The 16,698-nt window shown below is 60.2% G+C and carries 17 protein-coding genes and 1 riboswitch; of the genes, 15 read left to right on the top strand and 2 right to left on the bottom strand.

From position 1 onward, the window contains the following. Positions 1-85 precede the first annotated feature (85 nt). Positions 86-979 (top strand): AraC family transcriptional regulator, encoded by an 894-nt coding sequence (locus ACO77H_RS20250; protein ID WP_169955227.1) that lies wholly within the window; start codon positions 86-88, stop codon positions 977-979. A gap of 115 nt (positions 980-1,094) precedes the next feature. Here ACO77H_RS20250 and ACO77H_RS20245 read toward each other — a convergent pair whose 3' ends face one another. Further along, positions 1,095-2,759 (bottom strand): electron transfer flavoprotein-ubiquinone oxidoreductase, encoded by a 1,665-nt coding sequence (locus ACO77H_RS20245; RefSeq protein ID WP_169955228.1) that lies wholly within the window; start codon positions 2,757-2,759, stop codon positions 1,095-1,097. Positions 2,760-3,315: 556 nt separating this feature from the next. Between ACO77H_RS20245 and ACO77H_RS20240 the strand changes: the two genes are divergently transcribed. The 14 genes from ACO77H_RS20240 (at position 3,316) to ACO77H_RS20175 (ending at position 14,919) form a co-directional block, all read left to right on the top strand. Beyond that, entirely contained in the window at positions 3,316-4,065 is a 750-nt protein-coding gene (locus tag ACO77H_RS20240) for an electron transfer flavoprotein subunit beta/FixA family protein (RefSeq protein ID WP_169955229.1), read from the top strand. A gap of 2 nt (positions 4,066-4,067) precedes the next feature. After that, a complete protein-coding gene (locus ACO77H_RS20235) occupies positions 4,068-4,997 on the top strand; it encodes an electron transfer flavoprotein subunit alpha/FixB family protein (RefSeq protein ID WP_169955230.1) in 930 nt (309 codons plus the stop codon). An 82-nt stretch (positions 4,998-5,079) separates the two neighbouring features. Beyond that, positions 5,080-5,895: a substrate-binding periplasmic protein gene (locus tag ACO77H_RS20230; RefSeq protein WP_432754493.1), complete on the top strand. Its 816-nt coding sequence runs from the start codon at positions 5,080-5,082 to the stop codon at positions 5,893-5,895. Positions 5,896-5,904: 9 nt separating this feature from the next. Continuing rightward, the gene (locus ACO77H_RS20225) at positions 5,905-6,261 is read left to right on the top strand and encodes a DUF4398 domain-containing protein (protein ID WP_432754492.1); all 357 of its coding nucleotides are present in this window, start codon (positions 5,905-5,907) and stop codon (positions 6,259-6,261) included. Beyond that, positions 6,258-7,061, top strand: a complete 804-nt coding sequence (locus ACO77H_RS20220) for an OmpA family protein (RefSeq protein ID WP_432754491.1) — start codon at positions 6,258-6,260, stop codon at positions 7,059-7,061. The genes ACO77H_RS20225 and ACO77H_RS20220 overlap by 4 nt, the downstream gene beginning before the upstream one ends. A gap of 240 nt (positions 7,062-7,301) precedes the next feature. Then, positions 7,302-8,741: a PLP-dependent aminotransferase family protein gene (locus ACO77H_RS20215; RefSeq protein WP_169955234.1), complete on the top strand. Its 1,440-nt coding sequence runs from the start codon at positions 7,302-7,304 to the stop codon at positions 8,739-8,741. A 104-nt stretch (positions 8,742-8,845) separates the two neighbouring features. Then, positions 8,846-9,334, top strand: a complete 489-nt coding sequence (locus tag ACO77H_RS20210; protein ID WP_432754490.1) for a translation initiation factor 2 — start codon at positions 8,846-8,848, stop codon at positions 9,332-9,334. 161 nt (positions 9,335-9,495) lie between these two features. Beyond that, positions 9,496-9,750 (top strand): YkgJ family cysteine cluster protein, encoded by a 255-nt coding sequence (locus ACO77H_RS20205; RefSeq protein ID WP_076961156.1) that lies wholly within the window; start codon positions 9,496-9,498, stop codon positions 9,748-9,750. A gap of 41 nt (positions 9,751-9,791) precedes the next feature. Beyond that, entirely contained in the window at positions 9,792-10,400 is a 609-nt protein-coding gene (locus tag ACO77H_RS20200; RefSeq protein WP_170042592.1) for an START domain-containing protein, read from the top strand. A gap of 103 nt (positions 10,401-10,503) precedes the next feature. Continuing rightward, positions 10,504-10,740 (top strand): hypothetical protein, encoded by a 237-nt coding sequence (locus tag ACO77H_RS20195; protein ID WP_262377002.1) that lies wholly within the window; start codon positions 10,504-10,506, stop codon positions 10,738-10,740. A gap of 211 nt (positions 10,741-10,951) precedes the next feature. After that, the gene (locus ACO77H_RS20190; RefSeq protein ID WP_029299641.1) at positions 10,952-11,293 is read left to right on the top strand and encodes a ribonuclease E inhibitor RraB; all 342 of its coding nucleotides are present in this window, start codon (positions 10,952-10,954) and stop codon (positions 11,291-11,293) included. 461 nt (positions 11,294-11,754) lie between these two features. Next, on the top strand, positions 11,755-13,164 hold the full coding sequence (locus ACO77H_RS20185; RefSeq protein ID WP_170042593.1) for a circularly permuted type 2 ATP-grasp protein: 1,410 nt from the start codon (positions 11,755-11,757) through the stop codon (positions 13,162-13,164). 4 nt (positions 13,165-13,168) lie between these two features. Further along, a complete protein-coding gene (locus ACO77H_RS20180; RefSeq protein WP_169955240.1) occupies positions 13,169-14,119 on the top strand; it encodes an alpha-E domain-containing protein in 951 nt (316 codons plus the stop codon). Beyond that, positions 14,116-14,919 (top strand): transglutaminase family protein, encoded by an 804-nt coding sequence (locus tag ACO77H_RS20175; RefSeq protein ID WP_169955241.1) that lies wholly within the window; start codon positions 14,116-14,118, stop codon positions 14,917-14,919. The genes ACO77H_RS20180 and ACO77H_RS20175 overlap by 4 nt, the downstream gene beginning before the upstream one ends. Positions 14,920-14,986: 67 nt before the next feature. On the opposite strand, the gene ACO77H_RS20170 is transcribed toward ACO77H_RS20175, so the two are convergent. Beyond that, positions 14,987-16,300 (bottom strand): PQQ-dependent sugar dehydrogenase, encoded by a 1,314-nt coding sequence (locus tag ACO77H_RS20170; RefSeq protein WP_432754489.1) that lies wholly within the window; start codon positions 16,298-16,300, stop codon positions 14,987-14,989. Between the two features lie 99 nt (positions 16,301-16,399). Further along, a riboswitch (cobalamin riboswitch) is annotated at positions 16,400-16,647 on the top strand. The last annotated feature ends 51 nt before the right edge of the window (positions 16,648-16,698 follow it).

Raw genomic sequence — 16,698 nt, 5'->3', positions numbered from 1 at the left:
TCGTCCGGGAGTGCCCGTGGATTGGATTCATTGGCCGCCAGACCTGCGATGATGTTCCTATCCCTTTTTCGCGAAGTTTTTTGCCATGTTGTTGACCCGCCATCTCGATGCCAACGCTGCGCTGGTTTCCTTGATTGAGGGGCTTACGCCCTGCGACGGTTTCTCCCCGACCCATCTGGCGGGCGTGAAGGTGCTCCGCGCCAGTTGCGACGTGGCGCGCGGGCCGCAGATCTATGAGCCGAGCCTGATGTTCGTGGCCCAGGGCAGCAAGCTCGCCTACCTGGGGCCGCGTACCCTGGAATACGGCGCCGGGCATTACCTGATCCAGGCGATGCCGGTGCCGTTCGAGTGCGAGACGTTTGCCATGGCCGCCGATGCCCCGCTGTATGGCGTTACCGTAGGTATTGATCGGGTGGTGCTGGGCGAATTGGTGATGGCCATGGGCATGCAGGCCGGCCCGCCGCCGGCGGCGCAGACGTTGGAGTCGATGAGCTCGGTGGTGCTCGATGACGCGATGCGTGGTTGCGTCGAGCGGCTGTTGCAGTGCCTGCACGATCCACTGGAAGCGCGGATCATGGGGCCGGCACGAGTACGGGAATTATTGTTCAGCGCCTTGCGTGGGCCACAGGCCGATGTACTGCGGGCGCTGGTGGAACAGCAGGGGCAGTTCTCGCGGATTGCCACCTCATTGAATCACCTGCATGCCCATTACGCCGAACCGCTGAACATCGAGACCCTGGCCGGTTATGCGCATATGAGTGCGTCGACATTCCATGAACACTTCAAGCGCTGCACCTTGTTGTCGCCGGTGCAGTACCTCAAGCGCTTGCGCCTGCTCAAGGCCCAGCAGTTGTTGCTGGCACAAGGCATGGGGGTAGCGCAGGCAGCGCATAACGTGGGGTATCAGAGTACGTCGCAGTTCAGTCGGGAATATAAGCGCTATTTCCTGCGCAACCCTGGTGAAGAGCGAGCGGCATAAATCCCGGAGATACCTCTATCCAAATGTGGGAGCGAGCAAGCCCGCTCCCACATTAGATTTGTGTCGGCCATAAAAAAGGCTCTCCAGTGGAGAGCCTCACGTTCAAGCAGATGGCTTACATATTCGGGTAAGTCGGCCCACCCGCGCCTTCCGGCGTAACCCACGTGATGTTCTGCGAAGGGTCCTTGATGTCGCAGGTCTTGCAGTGCACGCAGTTCTGGGCGTTGATCTGGAAGCGTTTCTCACCGTCTTCCTGGGTGATCACTTCGTACACGCCAGCCGGGCAGTAGCGTTGCGCGGGCTCATCGTAGAGCGGCAGGTTGGTGCCGATGGGGATGCTCGGGTCCTTGAGCTTCAGGTGGCACGGCTGCTCTTCTTCATGGTTGGTGCTGGAGAGGAACACCGAGCTCAGCTTGTCGAAGCTCAGCTTGCCGTCGGGCTTGGGGTAATCGATCTTCTGGCTGTCCTTGGCCAGTTTGAGGCAGGCGTAGTCCGGCTTGGTGTCGTGCAGGGTGAACGGCATTTTGCCGCCGAGGATGTTCTGGTCGAACCAGTTGAAGCCGGCACCGATGATCGGGCCGAACTTGTGCATCGCCGGGCCGAAGTTACGGGTGGCAAACAGTTCTTCGTAGAGCCAGCTGGCTTTGAAGCTGTCGACGTAGGCGGTCAGTTCATCGCCGCCTTCGGACTCGGCGAACAGGCGATCAGCCACTGCATCTGCAGCGAGCATGCCGGACTTCATCGCGGTGTGGCTGCCCTTGATCTTGGCCACGTTCATCGTGCCCAGGTCGCAACCGATCAGGGCGCCGCCCTTGAATACCATCTTCGGCAGCGAGTTGATGCCGCCCTTGGCCAGGGCGCGCGCGCCGTAGCTGATGCGCTTGCCGCCTTCCAGGTACTGGGCCAGCACCGGGTGATGCTTGAGGCGCTGAAACTCATCGAACGGCGACAGGAAGGTGTTGCTGTAGGACAGGTCGACGATCAGGCCTACCACCACCTGGTTGTTTTCCAGGTGATAGAGGAACGAGCCACCGGTGTTCTCGTTGCTCATGATGTCCAGCGGCCAGCCGGCGGTGTGGACCACCAGGCCTGGTTGATGCTTGGCCGGGTCGATTTCCCAGATTTCCTTGAGACCGATGCCGTAGTGCTGCACGTCGGCGTCGCTGTCCAGGTTGAAGCGCTGGATCAGTTGCTTGCCCAAGTGCCCACGGCAGCCTTCGGCGAACAGTGTGTATTTGCCGCGCAGTTCCATGCCGGGGGTGTACAGGCCTTCCTTTGGGTGGCCTTCACGGTCGACGCCGAGGTCGCCGGTGATGATCCCGCGCACTACGCCGTTTTCGTCGAACAGTACTTCCTGGGCCGCGAAGCCCGGGTAAATTTCCACGCCCAGGTTCTCTGCCTGCTGGGCCAGCCAGCGGCACAAGTTGCCCAGGGAGATGATGTAGTTGCCTTCGTTGTGCATGGTCTTGGGCACAAAGAAGTCTGGAACCTTGGTGGAGCTGTCGCTGCTGCGCAGTACATAGATGTCGTCGCGCACCACCGGGGTGTTGAGCGGGGCGCCCAGTTCTTTCCAGTCCGGGAACAATTCATTCAGGGCGCGTGGTTCAAACACGGCACCGGACAGGATATGTGCACCGACTTCGGAGCCTTTTTCGACCACGCAGACGCTGATTTCCTTACCGGCTTCGGCGGCCTTCTGCTTCAGTCGGCAGGCGGCAGACAGGCCCGACGGCCCTGCGCCGACGATGACCACGTCGAATTCCATGTATTCGCGTTCCACAGGCTATCTCCTACTCAAGGCTCAACAGTTTTTTTTCTAATGGGTGGAGGTTCGGTGTTTTATCTGTCGTCTTCTGCGCCAATTTCTTACAAAGGGGCAGGGGACGACCCACCTTTCTCTCTAGGTGGCGCATTATATCTACACCACTCTCAGCGTCCAATACAAACGTTTGTTTGAATTGCCCGCGAGCTAGGTAAATCAAAGCAACGCGGCTTATATCTGACCATTTTGCTGTATTGACCGGAAAAGGTGTTCCGGTCAATATACGGTCGGTTTTGCGCTTCTCGTAGGCGGACTGCCGGTTTCAAGGCCACGTCCAAAGACAAGGCAATGCTCTTACAGGTTGACGCGCACGTAATGCTGGCGCGCAGTTTACACGTTGCGACGATGAATGACTTGTCAGTCACCGCTGACGAACGGTCTTTATTATTGAGTACGTGCAACGTTACCTGTCATGACGGCCTGCGTTTTTAGAGGTGCCCTTGTGCGCCGTTGAGCATCTACCGCCAGGTTTATCCGGGCGGCTTCCTTTTCACCGGAGAGTAACGAGGAATCCATGAAGGTTCTTGTAGCTGTCAAACGCGTTGTCGATTACAACGTGAAAGTTCGCGTCAAGGCGGACAATTCCGGCGTCGATCTGGCTAACGTCAAAATGTCGATGAACCCCTTCTGCGAAATCGCCGTGGAAGAAGCCGTACGCCTGAAAGAAAAAGGTGTTGCGACTGAAATCGTCGTCGTTTCCATCGGTCCGACCACTGCTCAAGAGCAGCTGCGTACCGCCCTGGCGCTGGGTGCCGATCGCGCCGTTCTCGTCGAATCCGCTGAAGACCTGACTTCGCTGGCCGTTGCCAAGCTGCTCAAGGCCGTTGTCGACAAGGAACAGCCGCAGCTGGTAATCCTCGGCAAACAAGCCATCGACAGCGACAACAACCAGACTGGCCAGATGCTGGCTGCACTGACCGGTTACGGCCAGGGCACGTTCGCCTCGAAAGTCGAAGTGTCTGGCGACAGCGTTGCCGTGACCCGTGAGATCGATGGCGGCGCGCAGACCGTTTCGCTGAAACTGCCGGCCATCGTCACCACCGACCTGCGTTTGAACGAGCCGCGTTATGCGTCCCTGCCAAACATCATGAAAGCCAAGAAGAAGCCGCTTGAAGTGCTGACTCCGGATGCTTTGGGCGTTTCCACCGCCTCCACCAACAAGACCGTCAAAGTCGAAGCGCCAGCTGCACGCAGCGCGGGTATCAAGGTCAAGTCGGTGGCTGAACTGGTCGAGAAACTGAAAAACGAAGCGAAGGTGATCTGATCATGACTATCCTCGTAATCGCCGAACACGATAACAAGGTGCTGGCCCCGGCCACCCTGAACACCGTTGCCGCTGCTGCGAAAATCGGTGGTGATATCCACGTCCTGGTCGCTGGCCAGAACGTGGGTGCGGTGGCTGAAGCCGCCGCGAAAATCGCGGGCGTGAGCAAAGTACTGGCCGCCGACAACGCTGCCTACGCGCATCAGTTGCCTGAAAACGTTGCGCCACTGGTTGCAGAACTGGGCGCTGGCTACAGCCACATCCTGGCTGCCGCCACCTCCAACGGCAAAAACATCCTGCCGCGCGTTGCTGCGCAGTTGGACGTTGACCAGATCTCCGAGATCGTTTCGGTCGAAAGCGCCGACACCTTCAAGCGCCCGATCTACGCCGGTAACGCCATTGCCACCGTGCAATCGACCGCCGCCATCAAAGTGATCACCGTGCGCGCCACCGGTTTCGACCCGGTTGCAGCTGAAGGTGGTTCGGCTGCCGTTGAAGCGGTGGCTGCTGTCCACAACGCTGGCACTTCCAGCTTTGTTGGCGAAGAGCTGGCCAAGTCGGATCGTCCTGAGCTGACCGCTGCCAAGATCGTCGTTTCCGGCGGGCGTGGCATGCAGAACGGTGACAACTTCAAGCACCTGTATGCCCTGGCCGACAAGCTGGGCGCTGCGGTCGGCGCCTCCCGCGCGGCCGTCGACGCAGGTTTTGTACCCAACGACATGCAGGTTGGCCAGACCGGCAAAATTGTTGCGCCACAGCTGTACATCGCGGTCGGTATCTCCGGCGCGATCCAGCACTTGGCCGGTATGAAAGACTCCAAAGTGATCGTTGCGATCAACAAGGACGAAGAAGCACCGATCTTCCAGGTGGCTGATTACGGCCTGGTGGCGGACTTGTTCGAAGCCGTACCTGAGTTGGAGAAGCTGGTCTAAACCAGCCGCTTCACTTATAAAGAGCCCGGTCTTATGACCGGGCTTTTTTTTGCACGCAACTATTTGATCGGGAAACCACGCCATGGAACTGCGCCGCTGGACTGTACTGCTGGGCCTGTCACTGCTGCCGACCTTGTCTGTCGCGGCCGGCAAATGCGAGCGCCTGGTCGTGACCGGCAGCCCGGATGCGCCGCCCTATCTGTGGCGCGACCCGCAAGCCCCCACCCACCTGATCGGCGCCAACGCCGATGTGTTGCAGCAAGTGGCCAAGGACCTGGGACTGAAAATCGACCTGCTGTACGGCGGCAAGCGTTCTCTGGCCCTGGAGGAAGTGCGCAGCGGGCGCATGGACATGTTGGTCGATGCGCCGTTGAGTGTCAGCGAACTGGAGACCCTGGACTACATCCACCCGGCGCTGATGCAGGCCGATTATCGGGTGTGGACCCGCGTTGACTCGCCCCTGGTCTATACCAGCGCGGCCGACCTGCATGGCCACAAGGGCGCAGTCTCGGAGCGGGCGCGCCTGTCCCCTGAATTTGAAGCCTTTGCCAGCGAACACCTGACCCTGGAACGCCTGCCAACCGTGACCCCGGCCTTGCAGAAACTGCTGCTGGGCGAAGTGGACTACGTGCTGGCCGGACGTTACTCCGGCATGGCCATGGCCCAGACCCTGGGCATGAGCAAAGACCTGCTGGCCCGGGAACTGCCGATTGACCAGCCGGGGCTGTTCCTGGCGATTTCCCACAACTCGGCCTGCAATGATCCGTGGTTGCGCGGACAGCTCGCCAAAAAGATGACAGAATTGGCCGCGTCCGGTCTGACGGAAGCCGCGTTGCAGCGCAATATCGAACGCTGGAAGACGCAGTTGCAGCAACCCGTCGGCACCCCAACAAAGTAGGGATTTTTAGTGACTATTCGACCTCTTTTCGCCGCCCTCGCCGTAGTAACGCTGGCGGGCTGTGCCGCAGATCCTGCGCCGAATGAGCAAATGCGCCTGACCCAGCAAGCCTTGGAGCAAGCCGCCGCCGTGGGGGCCGTGGCTGACGACGTGCCCGAGTTGAAACTCGCCGAGACGAAGCTGGCCCAGGCCAAGGCCGACATGGCTGACCAATCCTACAAGGATGCCCGCATGCAGGCTGAACAGGCCGAACTGGATGCCCGCCTGGCGGAGGCGCGGGTGCTGACGCAAAAGAGTCAGGAACAGTTGAATGTCCTCGAGATCCGTATCACCCGCCTGCGCAAACAGCTGGGAGATGCCCAATGATCCGTCTGACCTGTGGGCTGCTGTTGAGCAGCGTGGTGCTCGCCGGCTGTGCCAACCACCCCAATAGCGATATCGCGTTGCAGCAGGCTGGCAGCGACTTCCAGAAGGTCAAGGAAGACTCCAACGTGCTGCGCATCGCGCCCAAGGACGTGATCCGCGCCGGTGAATCCCTGGCCCGCGCCGACCGCCTGTCCAGCTACTGGGGCAGCGGTGGCGACGTGGTGCATTACGCCTACCTGAGCCAGCGCTACAGCGCGATTGCCCGCGAGCATACCGAGTTGGTGCTCAACGAAGAGCGTGCGGCCAAGCTCGAACTGGAGCGCCAACGTCTGCAATTGGCGCTGCGCGAGGCCAAGTTGTTGAGCGTGCAGCAACAGGGCAAGTGGCTCGAAGAGCAAATTGCCAGCCTGACCACCACCCAGACCGATCGCGGCCTGGTGATGACCCTGGGCGACGTGCTGTTCGACACCGGCCAGGCAGAACTGAAAAACTCGGCTAACCGTACAGTGTTGAAGATCGTGCAATTCCTGCAACTGAACCCCAAGCGGGTAGTGCGGATCGAGGGCTACACCGACAGTACCGGCGGCGAGCAGGAAAACCTCAAACTGTCCCGCGACCGGGCGCAGGCCGTGGCGGATGTACTGGTTGACCTGGGCATTGATGACAAACGCATCCAGGTAGAAGGTTATGGCGATCAGTACCCGGTGGAAGTGAATGCTTCCGAACGGGGGCGTGCGCAGAACCGGCGTGTGGAAATCGTCTTTTCCGACGACAAGGGCCAGCTCGGCGCTGCGCGCTGAATCTCAGTTCTTGTGGGAGCTGGCAAGCCAGCTCCCCCAGGGAATATGCCGTGTGTCTCGCCCCGCAACCCGATCCTCGATCGGGTTTTTCATGCCTGCAATTGCCTTCTCAACCCATACAGTTTTCTCTATCACTGGCGCCCATCCTCGACTATTGTGGCAACTGTCCCCGTACACTTCTAAACTGTGCCGGTATGTTTCACACAAAAATAAAATACCCGTGAAATCGAGTGCTGCGTCATGACCAATCTCTTGCTTTACCAACGTATCGCCCAGCAATTGGCTGAGGATATCCGGCGCGGTGTCTATCAGCCGGGTGAGCGCGTGCCTTCGGTGCGCAAGATGAGCTCCCAGCTCAATGTCAGTCATGCCACAGTGTTGCAGGCCTACGCCAATCTCGAGGACCAGGGGCTGATCCGCGCACGCCCGCAGTCCGGGTATTACGTGCACCAGACGCCGGCCCTGACCGCACCAACGCCGGATATCGCGCGGGTCGAGCGCCCGGGCCTGGTCACCCGCAGCAGTATCATTCAACAGGTATTGGTCGAGTCCCGGCGCGAAGGGGTGTTCCCGCTCGGCGCCGCCGTGCCCAGTGTCGACTACCTGCCGGTGCGCGCACTGCACCAGCAACTGGCCAAGGTCACGCGCTTCCAGAGCCCGCGGGCGTTCAGCTATATGTTCAGCCCAGGCTTTGAGCCGCTGCGACGCCAGGTCGCGATCCGCATGCGCGATGCCGGCGTGGTGGTCGACCCGTCCGAGGTGGTGATCACCCACGGGTGTGTTGACGCATTGCAGATGTCCCTGCGGGTGCTGACCCGTCCCGGTGACCTGATCGCCGCTGAGTCCCCCACCTATTACGGCCTGTTGCAACTGGCGGATCTGCTCGGCCTCAAGGTCATCGAAATCCCCAGCGACCCCGCCACCGGCATGAGCCTGGAAGCCCTGCAACTGGCGGCCAACCAATGGTCGATCAAGGCCCTGGTGCTGACCACGCGCCTGAGCAATCCCCTGGGCGGCACCATGCCGGAAGAACGGCAGAAACAGTTGCTGCGCCTGGCCTCGGATTTCGATATCCAGATCGTCGAAGACGATATCTACGGCGAATTGATGTTCGAGCTGGGCCGCACCAAGGCCCTCAAGGCCTATGACCGCCTGGACCGGGTGATCTACTGCTCCAGCTTCTCCAAGACCCTGTCCCCCGGCGTGCGTATCGGCTGGATGATTGCCGGCAAGTACCAGCAAGAGCTCCAGCGCCTGCAGATGTTCAGCACGCACTCGGCGTGCAGCGTGACGCAGATGGGCGTGGCGGCGTACCTGGAGAATGGCGGCTACGACCGGCACCTGCGTTACATTCGCCAGGAGTACCGCAAGAACCTCAGCGCCTTCCAATTGGCGGTGCAGCAGTATTTCCCGGAGGGCACGCAGATGAGTCGGCCGACCGGCGGTTTTATCCTGTGGGTCAGCCTGCCGGGGCGGGTCAATACCCAGGAGTTGCACGTGCGCGCCCTGCAACAGGGCATCAGCATTGCGCCGGGGCTGATCTTCAGCAATACGGAACAGTTCAACCACTGTATTCGGCTCAATTGCGGCACACCCTGGAATCGTGAAGCCGAGCGCGCCTTGATGACCCTGGGGATGCTGGCCAACCAGTTGTGCCAGGAGGCAGCGGGCGGTTTTTGAAGCGCCAAAACGGGGCCTGAACGGTAGCTGGCTAATCACCGCGCTTGTCATGCCGCGCTCAACAAGCGAGCATATGGCCTTCTGCCGTTAATGCTGTTGGCGATATGACCTCTATTTTTCCTGCCGCGCTGTTGATCTGTCTGGCGAGCCTGTGCAACGCCACTTCTGTAGTGGCAGCGCCTGCCAGTGCGCCAGTTGTGCTGGCAGCTGCCGAACAAAAGCCGGCGCCGGCGAAAAAAACAGTCCAGGCGAAAAAAGCCGCCCCGGTTAAAAAAGCCGCCAAGGAAAAAAAGCGCGCACCTATCGCCAGCAAGTCCAAGTCAGCCCGTGAAGTGGCCCAGACCAAGCTACCACCGGCGAAACTGGACCTCAGCCTGCCCCAGGAAATGGTCCGACATCTGCAGCCCCTTGGCACTATGCCGCAGCCCAAGAACGTGCCGTTGTTGCCGCCGATGTTTGGCGAGAAACCGGTCGATAACAGCGCATTCCAGATTAACGGACGCCTGCTGAGCAACGAAATGCAGTTGCAAATGCGCAATGAGGAGCGGCGCGATGTAGAAGGCGCAGCCCTGGATTTTGAATTCAAGAATTAATCTTTCCCGCCAAAGTGACCTGAGCCACTGACCTTCTGTCGCAGACTGGTCGGTCACTTTTGTTTTCTTTGAAAAACCTCTGTTAGACCATTTTAAAACGAATGTTTTAGGGCGTACTCTAGCCCGGCCATCAACACTTTGTCGTCGAGGACCTGCTGGTCATGAAATGCCGTGAAGGCTGTGGCGCCTGTTGTATCGCCCCTTCCATCAGTTCGCCGCTGCCCGGTATGCCCAATGGCAAACCCGCGGGCGAACGCTGCCTGCATCTGTCGGTCGAACAGCTGTGCCAACTGTTTGGCCAGCCTGAGCGGCCCGCGGTGTGCGGTGCCTTTGCGGCGGATCTTGAGGTCTGTGGTAGTAGCCAGGAAGAAGCGATCAGGTTGATCGGCTGGTGGGAGCAGATGACGGCGGCTTAGTGGGCTTTAATGTCAGAACTTCAACAATAAGGAATACAACAATGGGTTCGCTGAAACGAATGGCTGTGTTGTGCGGTTTTACGGTGTTGTTTGCAGCTACTGCACAGGCAGAAGAGTGGCAGGTTGCCAAGGATGAGGAAGGTATCAAGGTTGCCTTGAGTGAAGTGGCCGGCTCCAAATACAAGGCGTATCGCGGCGTTACCGTGATCAAGGCGCCATTGGCCAAGATCCAGGCCCTACAGGACGATGTCGTCGGCGCCTGTAAGTGGATTCACGAATGCAAGTCGCAGAAGCTGCTCAAGAAGGAAGGTGACAAGAGCTGGACCTACACCCAGTTCAAGGCCCCGTTCCCGGTGACCGATCGTGACTCGATCCTGGAAATCACCACCACCCAGGCCGCCGATGGCAGCGTGACCCGCAAACTGCTGGAAGTGCCGACCTATCTGCCGGAAGAGAAAGGCTATGTGCGCGTGGCCCAGGTCGAAGGCTTCTGGAAATTGGCGCCCAAAGGCGCCGACCAGACCGAAGTGACCTACCAGGTTCACACCGAGCCAGGTGGCAGCGTGCCTTCCTGGCTGGCCAACAAGTTTGTGGTTGAAGCGCCTTTCAACACCTTGAAAGCCCTCAAGGCAGCGGCCGAGAAGCCGTAAGCCCAACCGATCATATGCCTCCTGCCTTGAGTGGAACGATCACCGTGCCCTCAAGGTCCAGATATGTGTAAGCCCATCCATGGGCTTTATCGAGGAGGCACTGATGCAAAACTGGCAAGTTACCTTCGTTGACGATCACGGCGTGCAATCGGTAGAGCTGTTCGCCTGTGCGCAAAAGCCCAGCCTCGAAGATGCGGCGCAGATGATTCGCGCCAAATTGCTGCCCATCCCCGCCAAGCTGGACCTCAATGACCTGGATGGCCGGATCGCCGAACCGACGGTCAAGAGCTTGAAGGACCAGAACAGTATCCAGATCCTCGACATTTCTCCCGCCGCCTGAATATTCCCTGTACGTCTTTAAAGCGCTGCTGGTGGAGGTGATAGCTTCGCGCTACTCTGCAAGGGAGATCAGCGAATGAATCGCTAAGGTCTGGTCTTGTCAGCTACATGCTTGTTTTCCTGCGGCGATGTCATTGCCGTCAACCTGCGCCGTTCGCGCGCAGGCTCTGGGAAGCACGGAAAGTCTATCCATCGGTTTAGGAGGACGTTTCATGAGCACAGCCTATCAAGAAGACATCAGCACCCACGTGTTACGCCGCATGAAAGAGGGCGGCTTTGACTTCTCGCGCTTCCACCCCATTGAGTTCTACGCCATTTTCCCGGATGAGGAACGTGCGCGCCGGGCTGCGGGTCGGTTTCGTGGGGAGTCGATCAATGCCCAGGTCAGTGCACGGGATGACGGTGCCTGGTTCTTGGAATTGAGCAAAGTCATGTTCGCCACCTACGACGGTATTGGTGATTTCGAGCAGGACTTTGAGGCGGTAGTCGAGCCCTTGGGCGGGATTATCGAGGGATGGGGCGTGAAGCACGAGGTTCGTGGGTTACCCATGTAGACACATGATCAATAAAGCAGCGTATCGGCTGACCCTCGGGTCGGCCGATTTTGTTTGTGGCGCGGCAAAGTACTTGGAACTTATTGCGAAAATTCCTCCACAAAAAAAAGCCACCCGAGCAGGGTGGCTAAAAGGGAAGACCGGAAAGAAGGGGAACCGGTCGGTACTTGCACAAGCAAATTACCGGCGGTGACGAGGTGATGCTGTAGGACGAATCCTGTTCAGCGGATGAGCGTGATTATCCGCAAGCTTTCCCGGGCAGTGAAATCAACTCTGGCTATGCTGGTGATAGGCAATGCCTGCGTCGCTTTGAAGCGCGAGTGGCAAGGCCCGGGCGGTTGTTGCACCAGGACGGTGCGGTGCTGCCTTTGGCTATATCCAACTAATTGATACTTAAGTGTTTATGCCGCTGGCACGGGCCTTGCGACAGTCCGTTGCGTCCGGGTGACAAGGAGTTCGGCATGATCCGCACTTATTACGATGAAATGTACGATGAGGCTGGCCAGGTCCGCCCTCACTATCGCGAGTTTGCCCGCTGGCTGGATCAAACCCCTGCCGAGCTGCTGGCCCAGCGTCGGCGTGAAGCCGATTTGCTGTTCCACCGCGCGGGTATCACCTTCACCCTGTACGGCGACGAGCAGGGCACCGAGCGCCTGATCCCCTTCGATACCATCCCGCGCAGCATTCCCGCCAGCGAATGGCGAATTGTCGAACGAGGCTGCATTCAACGGGTCAAGGCATTGAACCTGTTCCTTGCCGACCTTTATCACGACCAACGAATTATCAAGGCCGGGATCATTCCTGCCGAGCAAGTGCTGGCCAATGAGCAATACCAGTTGGCGATGCAGGGCTTGGACCTGCACCGCGATATTTATTCCCACGTCTCGGGTGTCGACCTCGTACGGGATGGCGACGGCACGTACTACGTGCTGGAAGACAACCTGCGCACCCCCAGCGGCGTGAGCTATATGCTCGAAGACCGCAAGATGATGATGCGCCTGTTCCCCGAACTGTTCGCCGCCCAGCGCATCGCGCCGATCGATCATTACCCCAACCTGCTGCTCGATACCCTGAAAAGCTCCAGCCCACTGGATAACCCCAGCGTGGTGGTGCTGACGCCGGGGCGCTTCAACAGCGCGTTCTTCGAGCATGCGTTCCTCGCCCGGGAAATGGGTGTGGAGTTGGTGGAAGGCGCTGACCTGTTTGTGCGCGACGACCGCGTATTCATGCGCACCACCGACGGGCCCAAGGCTGTGGACGTGATCTACCGGCGCCTCGACGATGCCTACCTCGACCCGCTGGCCTTCAACCCCGAATCCATGCTTGGTGTGCCCGGCCTGCTGGCCGCCTACCGCTCGGGCAATGTGGTGCTGGCCAATGCCATTGGCACCGGGGTGGCGGATGACAAGTCGGTGTATCCCTTCGTCACCGACATGATCCGTTTTTACTTGGATGAAGAGCCGATCCTGAAGAATGTTCCGACGTTCCAGTGCCGTAAGCCTGACGAACTGTCTCACGTGCTGGCGAACCTACCGCAGTTGGTGGTCAAGGAGACCCAGGGCTCCGGTGGCTACGGCATGTTGGTCGGCCCGGCTGCCACGGCTGCTGAGATCGAAGCCTTTCGTGCGCGGATCAAGGCCAAGCCCCATGCCTACATCGCCCAGCCGACCCTGTGTCTGTCGACGTGCCCGACCTTTGTCGAAAACGGTATAGCGCCCCGGCATATCGACCTGCGGCCGTTCGTCCTGTCCGGCAAGGAAACCCGTGTGGTGCCCGGCGGGCTGACCCGTGTGGCGCTGCGGGAGGGTTCGTTGGTGGTCAACTCATCCCAGGGTGGCGGCACTAAAGACACCTGGGTGGTCGAGGAATGAAACCATGCTGAGCAGAACTGCCTCGGATTTATATTGGATGTCGCGCTACCTGGAGCGCGCGGAAAACCTCGCGCGCATGCTGGATGTCAGTTATTCGCTGTCGCTGATGCCCCAGGATGGGCGCGGCGATGGCCTGCACGAACTGGCCATGCCCCTGCTGATCACCGGCACCCTGGACGACTATCACGCGCGTCACGGCGAGTTGCATGCCGAGCGTTTGTTGCACTTCTTTGCCCTGGATGCCGCCAACCCGGCGAGCATCTACAGTTGCCTGGGCGCCGCCCGCGCCAGTGCCCATGCCGTGCGTGGGCGAATTACTGCGGACATGTGGGAAAACATCAACGCCACCTGGCTGGATATTCGCGTCATCGCCCAGGAGGGCCTGAGCCGCTATGGCATGAGCCGTTTCTGCGAATGGGTCAAGGAACGATCCCACCTGTTTCGTGGCGCCACCTACGGCACCATCATGCGCAACGACGCTTTTCGCTTTATTCGCCTGGGCACCTTTATCGAAAGGGCCGACAACACCCTGCGCCTGTTGGACGCCCGCTACGAGATGGCCGGCGACCAGGCCGACGTGGTGATTGATGGCACCGCCCACGCCTATTACCAATGGAGTGCGCTATTGCGGGCCTTGTCGTCCTTCGAGGCCTACACCGAGATCTATCGTGATGCGCCCGGCGCCCGGCAGGTGGCCGAACTGTTGCTGCTGCGTGCCGATGTGCCGCGTTCCCTGCGCGCGTGCAGCGAAGAAATCGACCAGATCCTCGCCAGCCTGCCTGGCATCAACGGCCGCCCGGCCCAGCGCCTGGCCGCCGAAATGGACGCGCGCCTGCGCTTTACCGCCATTGACGAAATCCTTGAAGAAGGCCTGCACGCCTGGCTGACCGACTTCATCCCGCTGGTACGCCAGTTGGGTAACGCTATTCATCATTCCTACCTGGAGGCGGCATGAGACTTTCCATCAGCCACGAAACTACCTACCGCTATGAAGACCAGGTGCGTGCCAGCATCCAATACCTGCGCCTGACCCCTCACGACAGCGAGCGTCAGCATGTGCTCAGTTGGCAGCTGGATCTGCCACGTCCGGTGCGGGCCCAGTTGGACCCATTCGGCAATATCCTGCATGTGCTGACCCTGGATGAGCCCCACGAATCGATCGTCATCGGCGCCCGAGGCCAAGTGGATATTGACGAGTGGCGCGAGGCCGAGCACGACAGCCAGTCGCCATTTCCTTTCCAGCGTTGCACGCGCCTGACTGAGCCGGACGAGGCCCTGCGCGCCTTTGCCCAGCAGCACTGCGGTAAACGCCGGGATCGCAATGCCTTGATCGATCTGATGCACGCCCTCAACCAGCATATCGCCTACGTGCCGGGGGCCACGCAAGTGGAAACCTGTGCGGCCGAGGCGTTCGCCGGGCGTGCCGGGGTGTGCCAGGATCACGCCCATGCATTCCTGGCCTGCGCGCGCAGCCTGGGGATCGCCACGCGGTATGTGTCGGGGTATTTGTATAGCGAGGACAGCGAGCACCTGGCCAGCCATGCCTGGGCCGAAGCCTGGCTGGATGACGCCTGGTACAGCTTCGATGTGACCAACCAACTGGCCCGCCCGGAGCGGCATCTGAAACTGGCGGTGGGCCTGGATTACCTCGATGCGTGCCCGGTGCGCGGCATGCGCCGTGGCGGCGGGCACGAGCAGATGCATGCCAGGGTATTTGTGGCGCCGAGCCCGGTGATCCTGGTGCAGCAGCAATAACCCCGTCACCCCCTTGCCGGCGATGAGCCCAGAATGATCCTCATCGTCGGCAAGCCGGCATCAGGTGCTATTTAGCGGCTGACACCCGCCACACCTTATTCCCCACATCATCGGCCACCAGCAAGCCGCCTTGCTGGTCGATCACCACGCCCACCGGCCGGCCCATGGCTTTCTCATCACTGTTGAGGAACCCGGTCAGCACATCCACCGGTGCGCCGTTGGGCTTGCCCCCCGCAAATGGCACAAAGATTACCTTGTAACCACTGTGCGGCTTGCGATTCCACGAGCCGTGCTGGCCAATAAACGCGCCATGGACAAATTGTGCCGGCAGCGTGTTGCCTTCAGCGAAGGTCAGGCCCAACGATGCGGTGTGTGGCCCGACGGCATAGTCCGGGGCAATGGCCTTGGCCACCAGGTCCGGATCCTGCGGCGTGACCCGTACATCCACATGTTGGCCGTAGTAGCTGAACGGCCAGCCGTAAAAGCCACCGTCCTGGACCGAGGTGATGTAGTCCGGCACCAGGTCGCTGCCGATTTCATCGCGCTCGTTGACCGCCGTCCATAGCTTGCCGCTTTGTGGCTCCCACGCCATGCCATTGGGGTTGCGCAGCCCGGAAGCAAAAATCCGCTGCTTGGCGCTGGCCCGGTCGACTTCCCAGATCGCCGCACGGCCCTGTTCGGCTTCCAGGCCGTTTTCACCGACGTTGCTGTTGGAACCCACGCTTACATACAACTTGCTGCCATCCTTGCTGGCCACCACGTTTTTCGTCCAGTGGTGGTTGAGCGGGCCGCCCGGCAGGTCGATGACCTTGGTGCCCTGGGCCTTGATCGCGGTTTCCCCCGGTTGATAGGGAAAGCGCAGCAGCTTGTCCGAGTCGGCCACGTACAGGTCGTTGCCCACCAGGGTCATGCCAAACGGCGAGTTGAGGTTTTCCAGGAACACCGTGCGGGTTTCTGCCACGCCGTCATGGTCGGCATCGCGCAGCAGGGTGATGCGGTTCGGGCTAGGTACGCCGGCCCCGGCACGGCCCATGACCTTTTCCATGACCCAGCCGCGAATGCCCTTGGAGTCATCCGGCTTGGGCGGCGCGTTGGTCTCGGCCACCAGCACGTCGCCGTTGGGCAATACATACAACCAGCGCGGGTGGTCCAGGCCTTCGGCGAAGGCGCCGACCTGGGTGCCCGCAGCCGCGGTCGGCTTGGCGCCATCGGGCCAGCCAATGGCCGGGGCGATGTTGACGGTGGGGATCAGGGTTTTGTTCGGTTCCGGCAGCTTGGGCGACGGCCCGGTGCCATCGGAGACTTGCAAGGTTGAGCTTTCGCCACAGGCAGCGAGTGCGCCTGCGGCCATGATCAGTACGGCGAGTCGGGTCTTGTGCATGTTTTTCTCCTCAATGCCTGTAGTCATAGAGGTACAGCGCGCGGCGATGGTTCAAGTGCATGGCCGGCTTTAATTGACGCTGTACCCCCAACCCACTAACCTTCGCCGCTTGTTTCAGGTGCTCTGTGACGTACCCGTCGACCGAGTGAAACAGGGAAGCCGGTGAGTGCGCGCACTTTTCTACAGTGCGGCCACGATCCCGGCGCTGCCCCCGCAACGGTAAATGAGTCAAGACGCTGCTTTTGCCACTGTATCGCCTGCGATATGGGAAGGCGCATCGTCGGCTCGCCCTGCTCAACAGGGCGCCACTCATGAGCCCGGAGACCGGCCTGATCCATCCAACAGCATCACGGTGGGCGATGCTTGGCTTCATTTAAGTGGTCTTTTCCTGCCCGCCG

This window comes from Pseudomonas sp. WMBT8 (assembly GCF_050916005.1).
Lineage (GTDB): Bacteria > Pseudomonadota > Gammaproteobacteria > Pseudomonadales > Pseudomonadaceae > Aquipseudomonas.
The sequence above is the reverse complement of the archived record's forward strand: the minus strand, read 5'-3'. Positions and strand labels throughout refer to the sequence as shown.

Bases quoted from the DNA above. Each gene is read 5' to 3' on its own strand.
- ACO77H_RS20250 (WP_169955227.1), top strand. From the start codon at position 86: ATGTTGTTGACCCGCCATCTCGATGCCAACGCTGCGCTGGTTTCCTTG.
- ACO77H_RS20240 (WP_169955229.1), top strand. From the start codon at position 3,316: ATGAAGGTTCTTGTAGCTGTCAAACGCGTTGTCGATTACAACGTGAAA.
- ACO77H_RS20235 (WP_169955230.1), top strand. From the start codon at position 4,068: ATGACTATCCTCGTAATCGCCGAACACGATAACAAGGTGCTGGCCCCG.
- ACO77H_RS20230 (WP_432754493.1), top strand. From the start codon at position 5,080: ATGGAACTGCGCCGCTGGACTGTACTGCTGGGCCTGTCACTGCTGCCG.
- ACO77H_RS20220 (WP_432754491.1), top strand. From the start codon at position 6,258: ATGATCCGTCTGACCTGTGGGCTGCTGTTGAGCAGCGTGGTGCTCGCC.
- ACO77H_RS20215 (WP_169955234.1), top strand. From the start codon at position 7,302: ATGACCAATCTCTTGCTTTACCAACGTATCGCCCAGCAATTGGCTGAG.
- ACO77H_RS20210 (WP_432754490.1), top strand. From the start codon at position 8,846: ATGACCTCTATTTTTCCTGCCGCGCTGTTGATCTGTCTGGCGAGCCTG.
- ACO77H_RS20205 (WP_076961156.1), top strand. From the start codon at position 9,496: ATGAAATGCCGTGAAGGCTGTGGCGCCTGTTGTATCGCCCCTTCCATC.
- ACO77H_RS20200 (WP_170042592.1), top strand. From the start codon at position 9,792: ATGGGTTCGCTGAAACGAATGGCTGTGTTGTGCGGTTTTACGGTGTTG.
- ACO77H_RS20195 (WP_262377002.1), top strand. From the start codon at position 10,504: ATGCAAAACTGGCAAGTTACCTTCGTTGACGATCACGGCGTGCAATCG.
- ACO77H_RS20190 (WP_029299641.1), top strand. From the start codon at position 10,952: ATGAGCACAGCCTATCAAGAAGACATCAGCACCCACGTGTTACGCCGC.
- ACO77H_RS20185 (WP_170042593.1), top strand. From the start codon at position 11,755: ATGATCCGCACTTATTACGATGAAATGTACGATGAGGCTGGCCAGGTC.
- ACO77H_RS20180 (WP_169955240.1), top strand. From the start codon at position 13,169: ATGCTGAGCAGAACTGCCTCGGATTTATATTGGATGTCGCGCTACCTG.
- ACO77H_RS20175 (WP_169955241.1), top strand. From the start codon at position 14,116: ATGAGACTTTCCATCAGCCACGAAACTACCTACCGCTATGAAGACCAG.
- ACO77H_RS20170 (WP_432754489.1), bottom strand. From the start codon at position 16,300: ATGCACAAGACCCGACTCGCCGTACTGATCATGGCCGCAGGCGCACTC.